Source organism: Arthrobacter sp. B0427-1-12, from assembly GCF_059092905.1.
In genome coordinates, this window is sequence record NZ_JBNHIC010000015.1 from 26,170 (window position 1) to 37,999 (window position 11,830).

Sequence of the window (11,830 nt, forward strand, 5' to 3'; positions counted from 1 at the left end):
GGGCAGTCCGTGACTCGCCCCTCTGCTTCCCAGTGGGAGGGGGCTTCGTGGACTAAAATTGTCCAAGGCCTTTACTTTTACACGCCAAGGGGATACGCGGTTTGCAGCACATGACGGAGTCCAAGGGGAAACGCAAGGGCTGGAAGATCGCCGCGTGGGCGGCCGCTGGCGTGCTGGTCCTTGGCGGCGGCATCGGCGTCGTCACCGCTGCCAGCTGGGCCGATTTCGGCGCCCCGGCGCCCACTACTGAGACGTCGTCGGCAGTATCCGAGCCGGTGGCCAAGGAGATCACGTTCGGCGCCACCCCCACGGATGGCGCCGTCGAAGTGAACCCCATTACGGTTCCCACCCTCCGGATTACCAATGGCACGCTCAAGTCCGTGCAGCTGGCCCCGACCGCCGGCGGCGACGAGGTGCCCGGCGTGCTCAGCGAGCAGGACACGGTCTGGACCGCCACCGGGCGGCTGGCTTTCAACACCGAATACACGTTCCGCTACACCGTTGAGAACAGCATCGGCAAGGATGTCCAGAAGACGCAGACCTTCCACACCGTGACCGCCCCGTTCGAAGCGGATGCGGCGATGTATCCGAACGAGGGCGCCAGCGTCGGCACCGGCCAGCCGATCGAGCTGAACTTCAGCGAGCCGGTGGTCAACAAGGCCGCCGTCGAACAGGCCATCACCGTGACCTCCTCCGCCGGGCAGACCGGCGCCTGGTACTGGCACAGCGACACCATGGCCCGCTACCGGCCGGAGGCCTTCTGGACCCCGAACCAGACGGTGACCGTGGACATGAAGCTCTTCGGGGTGGACTTCGGCAACGGCATGATCGGCAATTTCGACAAGACCGTGGCCTTCAACATCCACAACACCCGCCTGGCCGTGGTGGACAACAACACCAAGACCATGAACGTGTACATCGACGGGCAGCTGACCCGAACCTTCCCGGTCACCCTGGGCAACGAGGAATGGCCCTCCACCATCGGCTACCACGTGGTCATGAGCCAGCATGAGAGCATTCCGTTCCGGGCCGAGAGCCTGGGCCTGAAGCCCGGCGATCCGGCCTACTACGAGCCCTTCGACGCGGCCAACGCCAGCCGGCTGACCAGCAGCGGCGTGTTTGTCCACCAGGCGCTGCCCTCCGCGCAGCCGCTGCTGGGCAAGGTCAACGTCTCCCACGGCTGCATCGGCATGTCCCCGGAAGGCGCCAAGTACTTCATGGACACCTTCGATCCCGGCGATGTGGTCCAGGTCCTCAACACCGGCTACGACTACCCGTGGCACTGGGACGGCTACGGCGACTGGAACATCCCGTGGCCGGAGGTCGCCGCTCCGCCCGCGGCCTGAGCCCGGTCCGCACCTCGGCAGGCGGCGCGCCTACTGCCCGAACGGCAGGCGGTGCAGGCGCTCGCTGATGTGCTGGCCGCGTTCGCGCTGGGCGGTCATGCGGCGGAATTCCCGGTCCCGCCGCTCCGCAATCACAGCCGCCAGGAACTGGTCCGGCGTCGTCCCGTAGGGCGGCGGAGGTGCCACGTGGGCCGACGCTTCGGTAGCCAGCTCCGCGCCCAGCGCGGCGCGGGACTGCGGGGTCATCCGGCCCGCCTGCGCCAGGTACTGGGACATGCGCCGCGCCAGTGAATCCGGCAGCCGTCCAATGTCCGCCAGCTGCACCCACGGCTTAAGCGCCGGCGGCGCCTGCACCAGCAGCGGCGGCTGCGCCACCACGCGCTCCCGCATGGAATAGGTCCCGGCCAGGATATCGCCCAGCCGCTTGGACCGTTCGTTGAAGATCGAGACCATGAACGCCAGCGATCCGGCGAGGATGTAGATCTCCAGGACCGCCACTATCGCGCGGATGAAGGCGTGCCGGAATCGGATGGCGCCGCCGTCGTCGCGCACGATCCGCAGGCCCATGACCATCCGGCCCAGCGACTTGCCCCGGGTGAGCGTTTCCACCGTCACCGGCAGCGCCACCAGGACCATGACCAGCAGCGCGATCAGCAGCGCCCGCCCGGCGGCAGGATCGATGGCTTCGCCCAGCGCCGCCGCGAAGGCCCAGACCAAACCGACCACCAGCACGATCTGGACGGCCACGTCGATCATGCAGCTGACGGCACGCGCCGCAAAGCTTGCCGGGCGCAACTCCAGGACCACGGCCTCGCCGGTCACGATGGAACTCATGTGAACTAGTCTAGAGGCGTGGATATCGATGCCTTCAGCGCCGTGCACAAAGCGGACTGGGACCGCCTGGACCAGCTGGCCGCAAAACCGATGCTGAGCGGCGAGGAAGCGGACGAACTGCTCGTCCTTTACCAGCGGACTTCCACCCATCTGTCGATGATCCGGTCCATTGCTCCGGAAGGCGCCCTGTCGGCGTCGTTGTCCACCCGCCTGTCGCGGGCGCGGACCAAGTTCACCGGCGCCCGCTCCAATTTCATGGAGGACGTTGCGGTGTTCTTCGTCCATTCGCTGCCGGCTGCGTTCTACCGGCTGCGCTGGTTGACCGCGGCCATCGGCGTGCTGTTCGTGGGCGTCGCCTGGCTGTTCGGCGCCTGGGTGGCCGGGACCCCGGAGGTCGTCAATGCCATGGGCAGCGATGCCCAGATCCGGCAGTATGTCGAGGCCGACTTCGTGGACTATTACTCGGAGAACCCGGCCGCCTCCTTCGCCGGTGCGGTCTGGACCAACAACGCCTGGATCGCCGTGCAGTGCGTGGCGTTCGGGATCACCGGGCTTTGGGTCCCGGTGGTGCTGTACCAGAATGCGCAGGGCGTGGGTATGGCCGGCGGCCTGATGGCGGCGTTCGACGAGCTGGACACGTTCTTCATTTACATCCTGCCGCACGGGTTCATGGAGCTGACCTCGATCTTCATTGCGGCAGCCGCGGGCCTGCGGATCTTCTGGGCGTGGGTGGCCCCCGGGCCGCGGCCGCGGCTGACCGCGCTGGCCGAGGAGGGACGGTCGCTGATGACCGTGGCGCTGGGCCTGGTGCTGGTGCTGTTCGTTTCCGGCCTGGTGGAGGGGTTCGTGACGCCGAGTCCGCTGCCGGCGTGGCTGCGGCTGGCGATCGGTTTCCTGGTGTTCGCGGCGTACTGGGTGTACACGTTGCTGCTGGGCAAAAAAGCGTACGACGCCGGTCACCGCGGCGATCTGAATGTCACCGATGCCGGGGACCGGATCCGTACGGCCTGACCGGCGTGCCGCTGGTTGGTGCGTCTTTCGAATCATCGCGGCGCCGGACGGGGTGGCAGCACGTTTCGGCCCGCACCGGCCGGTAATCTCGAACTAAGCAGTACCGGCGCGGGCCGGTCCATGCCCGCACTCGTCCGTTCCGACCGTCACGAAAGAGGCATTAGTGGCACGCGAAGAAGAAGCCCCCAGGCAGGTACCGGGACGCCAGGAGGCGGAACCGGCGCCGGACGACCGGGACCGGACCGCGGTCCAGGGCCGGACCGCTCCGCTCAGCGCTGCGACGCTGGTAGCCGGCGCGGCGGATGATCCGGCGCTTGCGCAGCTGGAGGCTGCGGCAGGTGCTGCGGCGGTGACACCGCAGACCGCCGACGTCCCGGTCACGGCGGTCTTCCCGCTTGCCGAGGACAGGGCCGGCGCGTCCGGAGCCGGGGCCCCGCTGCCCGAGTTCCTGGAACCGAGGGCTGCGAAGCCGCAGGTCCCGGGACCGGAGGCGCCGAAGGACGTTGCACCGGAACAGGCTGCCCCGGAACCGGCTGCCCTCACGGAGGATGCCACGGAAACGGCTCCTGCCGTCCCCGCCACCATCCGCCAGCGGCACAACCTGCCCATGCGCAAGGCCGGCACCATGCCGGCCGACCTGAAGCGTTACGAGGACACCACCACACCCGAGGCCGGCCGCACCGCCGAAGCCGGGACCGGAACCGAAACGGGAACCGGGACGGCGAGCCTGCCGGTAGCAGCCTCCGCTGCGGTGCCCGCCCCGGACGCTTCAGCCGACTCCGATCGCGCGGCCCCGTCTCCCCGCCGGGCAGCCGGCGCCGGCGCGGACCCGGCACCGCAGACAACCGAGCTGTCGATCCGTCCGCCGGAGGAAGAGGTCATCCGCCGGGTGGCGGAGCGGGAGGAGGCAGTCAGCGCCAAGCCGCTGGCCGGCCGTATCCTGCAGACCCTGCTGGCGGTCTTCTTCCCGTTCATGCTCGTCGCCGGGGCCATCCGGCTGCTGACCACGCCGCTGTTCCTGTGGATCGAGTACCACCGGCCCGGCTTCCCGGTGGACACCTACGGCTTCAGCATCGACGACCGGATGACGTACGGTTCCTACGCCCTGGATTACATCATGAACTGGGCCGGGCCCCGCTATCTGGGCGAGGTGGTCAATGCCGAGGGTGACAACCTGTTCCTGCCCACCGAGGTCAGCCACATGCAGGACGTGAAATGGGTCCTGGCCCTGTCCTTCGTCGCGGCAACCGTGATGCTGGTCTTCAGCATCATCGCGGCGGTCTACCTGGCCCGGAAGTACAAGGGCGGCATCCGGCGCGGGCTCTTCGCCGGGTCGGTAGCGACGATCGTGCTGATCGGTGCCCTGGCCGCCGTCGCACTGCTGGCCTGGGACGTCTTCTTCACCGCCCTGCACAATGTGTTCTTCGCCGAAGGCACGTGGAGCTTCCGCTTCAGCGACACGCTGATCCGGCTCTTCCCGCCGCAGTTCTGGATGGATGCGGGGATCGCCGTCGGTGCCCTGGTGCTGATGACAGCCGTCACCACCCTGGTCTTCACCTGGCCCACCCGGGAGCGCCGCCGCCGTTCGATGGAAGCGCAGCGCGCGGCCCGGGAGCGCTACTTGACGTAGAGCTTCTCCACGTCGGCGGCGAAATCCTCGAGCACCACATTGCGCTTGAGCTTGAGCGTCGGAGTCATATGGCCGGACTCGAGCGTGAAGTCCCGCTCCAGCACCACGAATTTGCGGATCTGCTCGGCGCGGGACACGGTGGCATTCGCCCCGTCAATGGCCTGCTGCAGCTCGCCGAGGATCCGGGCGTCGGTGCACGCCTCTGACGGGCTGAGGGCCGGCAGCTGCTGCGCGGAGGCCCAGGAAGCCAGCGCCTCGCTGTCCAGCGTCACCAGCGCCGAGACGAAGGGCCGGCCTTCGCCGACGACGACGGCCTGGCTGACCAGGGGATGCTCGCGCACCTTCTCTTCGAGCGGCTCCGGCGCGACATTCTTGCCGCTGGCCGTGACCAGCAGGTCCTTCTTGCGGCCGGTGATCGTCAGGAAACCGTCCTCGTCCAGCTCGCCCAGGTCCCCGGTGTGGAAGAAGCCGTCGGTGAAGGCAGTCTCGTTGGCCTGAGGATTGTTGTGGTAGCCGGCGAACACGCCGATGCCCTTGATCAGCACCTCGCCGTCGTCCTCGATCCGGATGGCGGTTCCCGGAACCGGGATGCCGACGCTGCCCACATGGACCAGGTTCGGGGTCTCCACCGAAGCGGGGGCCGTGGTTTCGGTGAGGCCGTAGCCCTGCAGGACGTTGATACCGGCGCCGCGGAAGAAGTGCGCCAGGTGCGGGCTGAGCCCGCTGGCGCCGGAGACGGCGTAGTCCAGTTCGCCGCCGAAGACCGCCCGCAGCTTGGGATAGAGCAGCTTGTTGAACAGCGCCCGCTTGGCCTGCAGGATGGGGCCGGGTCCGCGTCCGGTCCCGCGGTTGCGGGCATCCAGCGCCCGGGAGTAGCTGACCGCGGTGTCCACGGCGGCGTCGAAGAGCTTGGCCTTGCCCCCGGCCTGGGCCTTCTGCTGGGCGCCGGCAAAGATTTTTTCGAAGATGCGCGGAACGGCCAGCAGGAAGGTCGGCTGGTAGGTGCCGAGGTCCTCGAGCAGTTCGGCCGCATTGGCGGTGTGGCCCATCTTGACGCCGGCGGCCATGCAGATGACCTGGACGGCGCGGGCCAGCACGTGCGCCAGCGGCAGGAACATCAGGCTGCGTGCGTTGGGGGCCAGCAGCAGCTCGGCGAGGAACTCCGTCACGTTCACCGCCACCAGCGCGAAGTTCGCGTGGGTGATCTCACAGCCCTTGGGCCGTCCGGTGGTGCCGGAGGTGTAGACCAGCGAGGCGACGTCGGCCAGGCGGCGGGAATTGCGGGCGGTCTCCAGGTCGTCATCGGCGATTCCTGCGCCGGAGGCCGCCAAAGCGGTGAAGTTCCCGCCGGTGAGGTCCCCGGCTGTTCCGGCGGAAGCCGGCCCGCCGCCGTCGTACCTCATGTGCCAGAGCTGCACCTCGATGCCGGCGGCAGCGGCGCCGGCGCGGACGACGGCGGCCTTGGACTCGTCCTCCACCAGCACCACGCGGGCGCCCGAGTCCTGCAGGATCCATTCGACCTGGTGGGCGGAGGATGTTTCGTAGATGGGCACGGTCACGGCGCCGGCGAACCAGATGGCGAAGTCGGCGAGTGTCCATTCGTAGCGGGTCTTGGACATCACCGCCACGGTGTCCCCGGGCCGGAGGCCCTGCGCCATGAGGCCCTTGGCCAGCTCCCGTACCGAGCCGAGCACGCTGCGGGTGGTGATATCCAGCCAGCGGCCGTCCTGCTTGACGGCGTAGAGCGGGCGGTTGGGGTCCTTGCGGTACTGCGCGATCAACAGGTCCGTGACGTTCGTGTCGGAGGGCAGGTCTATCAGTAGATCCGTGGACGATTCCCGCACCGCGGCCTCGCTTTCTGTGTGTTCTACGTCCTGTTTACTAGGCCGGTCCTGCTGCGTCCACCCGTGCCGATCCGGCTCCACGCGGTCAAATCCAGCTGGGCATCCACATGCGCAGCCGCCATTCGTTGTAACTGATCGTCTCGCCAAGCCAGACCGGCGCAAAAAATGCGGCCATCAGCACCGCCGCCGCCAGGAAGATGCCCACCAGCAGGATGCCCTGCTTGCGCCGCCATCGCGGATCCTCCCGGCTGCCCAGCACCAGTCCCAGTCCGTAGGTCAGCGCCAGGATCAGGAAGGGCTCGAAGGTGATCGCGTAGAAGAAGAACGTGGTGCGCTCCGGATACATGAACCACGGCAGGTAGCCGGCGGCGATCCCGGCCAGGATGGCCCCGGCCCGCCAGTCCCGGCGACCCAGCCAGAAGAACAGCAGCACCAGCAGTGCCGCGGCGGCAGTCCACCAGATCAGCGGATTGCCCACCGAAAGGATGGCCGCGGAGCAACGTTCCACCTCGCAGCCCGGCGAACCCTGCGCCGGGGTCTCGTAGTAGAAGGAGGTGGGCCGGCCCATGAACAGCCACGTCCACGGGCTGGACTTGTACGGGTGCTCGGAGCTGAGGCCGCTGTGGAAGGTGTAGGCGCTGAGATGGTAGTCCGCCAGCGAGCGGAGGGAATCCGGCAGCCAGCCCCAGGTGTCCGAGGGATTGTCCCGGGCCCACTGCCGGTTATACGCACCGCTGGACAGCAGCCAGCCGGTCCAGCTGGCCAGGTAGGTGGCCGCCGCGACCGGCACCATCCACACGAAGGCCAGCACACCGTCCAGCAGGATGCCGCCGGAGCCCCAGTTGCGGATGCCGGCGATCCGCCGCGCATTCATGTCCCAGAGCACCGTCATCAGGCCGAACACGGCGACGAACGCCAGCGCCGACCACTTGGTCCCCATCGCCAGGCCCAGGCAGATCCCGGCCACGAGCCGCCACGGCCGCAGGCCCAGCCACGGGCCGAAGTTCAGCTGGCGCGGCGTCGGCGTTCCCGCCGCCGGATTGGCAGCGGCCTGGGCTGCCAGCCGTGCCGCCAGCCGTCGTCGTCCGTCATCGCGGTCCAGCAGCAGCGCACCGAAGGCGGCCACCACCCAGAACATCAGGAAGATGTCCAGCAGCGAGGTGCGCGAGTGCACCAGATGGTGGCCGTCGACGGCGGTGAGCAGCCCGGCAGCGGCGCCCAGGGCCGGCGACGTGAACAGCTTCTGCGCGATCAGCGCGATCAGCAGGATCGAGAGCGTGCCCGTCAGGGCGGCGGAGAAGCGCCAGCCGAAGCTGCTCTCCGCGCCGAACAGGGCCATGCCGAAGGCGATCATCCACTTGCCCACCGGCGGATGGACCACATATTCGGGCTCGTCGAGGAGGATGTCTGGATTGCCGGCATTGAACGAATCGTTGGCGTTCTCCGGCCACTGCCGCTCGTAGCCGCTCTGCAGGTAGGAGTAGGCGTCCTTGACGTAGTACGTTTCGTCGAACACCAGCTGGTGCGGATGGTCCAGGTTCACAAAGCGGACGATGCCGCCGATGACGGCGGTCAGCAGCGGCAGCAGCCAGCCCCAGAGCCTCAGATCCACCGGCGGCCCGACCAAGCGGGCGCGGAGGGCGGCCTCGGTGAAGGCCTCGTGCGGGGACTGCAGCCATTTATAGGGACGCCGCGGACCGGTCGGAGGCGGCCCGGCAGGGCGCTGCTCCGACGGGCGTTCAAGGGCAGTCCGGCTCACTCGATCCATGGTACCTGCGGCCAGTGACGGAACCCTCGCTTCATGAGATGGCCGGCGGAGTAGGCTTGAACGGTGGATGATCAGCAGCGCTCTGCCAGCTTAGGCACGGAGGCCTTACGCTCCGACGGCTCGGTTTCCCCTGCCCCGGTGCCCAGCGGCGGGCAGATTGTCCTGGCAGCCACGCCGATCGGGAACATCGGAGACGCATCGGCCCGGCTGATCGAACTGCTGACGACGGCGGACGTCATCGCCGCGGAGGACACCCGCCGGCTGCACAAGCTCCTGAACGCGCTGCAGCTGACGGCGCCCGGTCGGGTCATCAGCTACCACGAGCACAATGAGGCCGGCCGCACTGCCGAGCTGCTGGAGCTGGTGCGCGGCGGCGCGACGCTGCTGATGGTGACCGACGCCGGCATGCCCGCAATCTCAGACCCGGGCTTCCGGCTGGTGGAGGCTGCGGTCGCGGGCGGGCTGACTGTGACCGCGGTACCCGGACCGTCCGCGGTGCTGACCGCGCTGGCGCTGTCCGGCCTGCCGACGGACCGGTTCTGTTTCGAGGGATTCCTGCCGCGCAAGGCCGGCGAGCGCACCGCCCGGCTGCACGAGTTGGCCACCGAACGTCGCACGATGGTGTTTTTCGAGGCACCGCACCGGCTGGAAGCCATGCTCCGCGCACTGCACCAGGGTTTCGGCCCGGCCCGGCGCGCGGCTGTTTGCCGGGAACTGACCAAGCTGCATGAGGAAGTGCTGCGCGGAAACCTGCACGAGCTGCTCGAATGGGCGGAGACGTCCCAGATCCGCGGGGAGATCGCCGTCGTCGTGGCCGGTGCCGAAGAAGCGGCGGCCGAGCAGCCGGAGGACCACGTGGCGGAGGTCAACGACCTGGTGGCCAACGGTGCCCGGCTCAAGGACGCGGTGGCCACAGTGGCCGAGGACGCCCGGATCAGCAAGCGCGAACTCTACGCGGCCGTCCTCGCCGCGCGGTAGACCGGTTTCACCCGGGAGAGAATGCCTGTGCAGGAGCACAGCAACCCTTCCGGGCTATAGTGCATTCCGTGATGGACACCCCTGATGGCCGGGGTTACGTTGGGAGCAGTCAGGCGACAGGCCTGAACGGATTTCTCTGACGAAAACCACTGAACCAGGAGGCTCCCATGGCCGTTTCCGATGCACGCGTAAGCGAACTGCTCGCCTCAGTACCCACAGAACTGTTCATCGGCGGCAAGTGGCGCCCGGCCGCCGGCGGCGCGATGTTCGACGTCGAGGACCCGGCCACCGGCGAAGTCCTCCTGTCCATCGCCGACGCGCAGCCGGAGGACGGCAAGGCCGCCCTGGATGCCGCAGCGGCAGCCCAGGCGGACTGGGCCAAGACGCCCCCGCGCGAACGCGGCGAAATCCTGCGCCGCGCCTTTGAGGCGGTCACCGCCCGTGCCGAGGACTTCGCCCTGCTGATGACCCTGGAGATGGGCAAGCCGCTGCCCGAAGCGCGCGGTGAGGTCACCTACGGCGCCGAATTCCTGCGCTGGTTCTCCGAGGAAGCCGTCCGCGCGTTCGGCCGCTACGCAGTGGCGCCCGACGGCAAATCCCGCCTGCTGGTGACCAAGAAGCCGGTCGGCCCCTGCCTGCTCATCACCCCGTGGAACTTCCCGCTGGCCATGGCCACCCGCAAGATCGCCCCGGCCATCGCCGCCGGCTGCACCATGGTGCTTAAGCCTGCCAACCTCACCCCGCTGACCTCCCTGCTGTTCGCGAAGGTCCTCGAGGAGTCCGGACTGCCTGCCGGCGTGCTCAACGTTGTCCAGACCTCTACGGCCGGCGAGGTTACCGGTCCGCTGATCAAGGACTCCCGCCTGCGCAAGCTCTCCTTCACGGGTTCGACGCCGGTGGGTCGCCAGCTCATCAAGGATTCGGCTGACATGGTGCTGCGGACCTCGATGGAGCTGGGCGGCAATGCGCCGTTCGTCGTCTTCGAGGACGCCGACCTGGATGCCGCCGTCGCCGGCGCCATGGCGGCCAAGCTGCGGAATATGGGCGAGGCCTGCACAGCGGCTAACCGCTTTATTGTGCACGAATCCATCGCCGCGGAGTTCTCCCGGAAGTTCGCGGAGAAGATGGGGGAGATGACCGTGGGCCGCGGCACCGAGGATGCCACCAAGGTGGGCCCGCTGATCGACGCAAAGAGCCGGGACAAGGTCCACTCGCTGGTCAGCAGCGCCATTTCCGCCGGGGCCGAGGCCGTCATCGGCGGCGCACCCGTTGAGGGACCCGGCTACTTCTACCAGCCGACCGTCCTGCGGAACGTGGCCCCGGATTCACCGATCCTGCAGGAGGAGATCTTCGGCCCGGTCGCCCCGATCACGACGTTCAGGACCGAGGACGAGGCCGTCGCCCTGGCCAACAACACCGAGTACGGCCTGGTCTCCTACGTCTTCACGAAGGACCTGAACCGCGGCCTGCGGATGGGCGAGCGGATCGAGTCCGGCATGATGGGCCTGAACGCCGGCGTCATCTCCAACGCCGCCGCACCGTTCGGCGGCGTCAAGCAGTCCGGCCTGGGCCGCGAGGGCGGCATCGAGGGCATCGAGGAATACCTGGACACCCAGTACATCGGCATCGCCGACCCGTACGCAGACCTGGCGTAGTACGCACAGTCTCCCGGCGTCCCATCCCGGGCAGCCGGGCCTCACCTGAACAGAAACGGCTCGCTCGGTCGGAGCCGGCCGCTTTTTCTGGTTTATCCCAGGCCTTGTTGTTCTGTAAGCCGCTGCAGAGTAGAACACATGCTCGAATCATTGGGGCCGGAACAGCGGGAGTCCCGTTTGGGTGTGGTTCCCGGTGCTTGGGGGGGCGGGGAGATCAGGGTTTCTCGGCGCGGACGCTAAACGGGGAAGCTCCAGGTGAATCAGGTCTTAGGCAAACCAGGTGCCGGGCGGACCCAGGAAAAGCAGTAGCGAAAAGACGGCCGCGACGCCGACCAGCACAACCACGACGGCCAGCACGGGATTGCGCAGCACCCAGGCCTGGGCCCGCTCCAGCACACCCCGCGGTTGCTCGCCGCCGGCAGCCAGCCGCCAGGGACCTGCCAGCAGGCCCTTGCGGTCCAGCGACTTCTCCACGGGAATCGTCGCGTAGGGGATGACCGCTGAAACCACGGCCAGCAGCCCGGTCCGGGCGGGCCATTTCTGGTTGATCCAGGTGAAGCAGGTGGCCACGACGTAGCAGAGGAAGACGAAGCCGTGCAGCCCGCCGGCGATGCGGACGCCGACATCGGTGGTCTGCGTGCCGTACTTCAGGACCAGTCCAATGAGCAGGAGCGTCCAGGTGATGGCCTCCGCCAGCGCGGTGGTCCGGTACAGGGTGCGGGGCGGAACTGAGGTCTTGGTTTGAGTTGCGGGCACCTGACCAC

At 68.2% G+C, this 11,830-nt stretch carries 9 protein-coding genes; 5 read left to right on the forward strand and 4 right to left on the reverse strand.

Annotated elements, in window-relative coordinates:
* Positions 1-110: 110 nt before the first annotated feature.
* A complete protein-coding gene (locus AC5RWU_RS11120) occupies positions 111-1,346 on the forward strand; it encodes a L,D-transpeptidase (protein WP_494030929.1) in 1,236 nt (411 codons plus the stop codon).
* Between the two features lie 30 nt (positions 1,347-1,376).
* Here the strand turns inward: AC5RWU_RS11120 and AC5RWU_RS11125 are convergent, their stop codons facing one another.
* Positions 1,377-2,180 (reverse strand): RDD family protein, encoded by an 804-nt coding sequence (locus AC5RWU_RS11125; protein ID WP_494030930.1) that lies wholly within the window; start codon positions 2,178-2,180, stop codon positions 1,377-1,379.
* Between the two features lie 18 nt (positions 2,181-2,198).
* Between AC5RWU_RS11125 and AC5RWU_RS11130 the strand changes: the two genes are divergently transcribed.
* Together AC5RWU_RS11130 and AC5RWU_RS11135 are read left to right on the forward strand one after the other, a co-directional pair.
* Positions 2,199-3,191 carry a stage II sporulation protein M gene (locus AC5RWU_RS11130; RefSeq protein WP_494030931.1) on the forward strand — a complete coding sequence of 331 codons (993 nt, stop codon included), beginning with the start codon at positions 2,199-2,201 and terminating at the stop codon, positions 3,189-3,191.
* A gap of 163 nt (positions 3,192-3,354) precedes the next feature.
* Complete coding sequence (locus tag AC5RWU_RS11135; protein ID WP_494030932.1) at positions 3,355-4,821, forward strand: DUF1461 domain-containing protein; 1,467 nt, start codon at positions 3,355-3,357, stop codon at positions 4,819-4,821.
* Here the strand turns inward: AC5RWU_RS11135 and AC5RWU_RS11140 are convergent.
* A complete protein-coding gene (locus AC5RWU_RS11140; RefSeq protein ID WP_494030933.1) occupies positions 4,809-6,665 on the reverse strand; it encodes an AMP-dependent synthetase/ligase in 1,857 nt (618 codons plus the stop codon). The genes AC5RWU_RS11135 and AC5RWU_RS11140 overlap by 13 nt on opposite strands.
* Before the next feature lie 85 nt (positions 6,666-6,750).
* On the reverse strand, positions 6,751-8,433 hold the full coding sequence (locus tag AC5RWU_RS11145; RefSeq protein WP_494030934.1) for a dolichyl-phosphate-mannose--protein mannosyltransferase: 1,683 nt from the start codon (positions 8,431-8,433) through the stop codon (positions 6,751-6,753).
* A gap of 138 nt (positions 8,434-8,571) precedes the next feature.
* Between AC5RWU_RS11145 and rsmI the strand changes: the two genes are divergently transcribed.
* Positions 8,572-9,411, forward strand: a complete 840-nt coding sequence (gene rsmI / locus AC5RWU_RS11150; RefSeq protein ID WP_494030979.1) for a 16S rRNA (cytidine(1402)-2'-O)-methyltransferase — start codon at positions 8,572-8,574, stop codon at positions 9,409-9,411.
* A 167-nt stretch (positions 9,412-9,578) separates the two neighbouring features.
* Positions 9,579-11,066: an NAD-dependent succinate-semialdehyde dehydrogenase gene (locus AC5RWU_RS11155; protein ID WP_494030935.1), complete on the forward strand. Its 1,488-nt coding sequence runs from the start codon at positions 9,579-9,581 to the stop codon at positions 11,064-11,066.
* A 267-nt stretch (positions 11,067-11,333) separates the two neighbouring features.
* On the opposite strand, the gene AC5RWU_RS11160 is transcribed toward AC5RWU_RS11155, so the two are convergent.
* Positions 11,334-11,822, reverse strand: coding sequence for a DUF3817 domain-containing protein (locus AC5RWU_RS11160; protein WP_494030936.1), 489 nt, complete (start codon positions 11,820-11,822; stop codon positions 11,334-11,336).
* Positions 11,823-11,830: the final 8 nt, after the last annotated feature.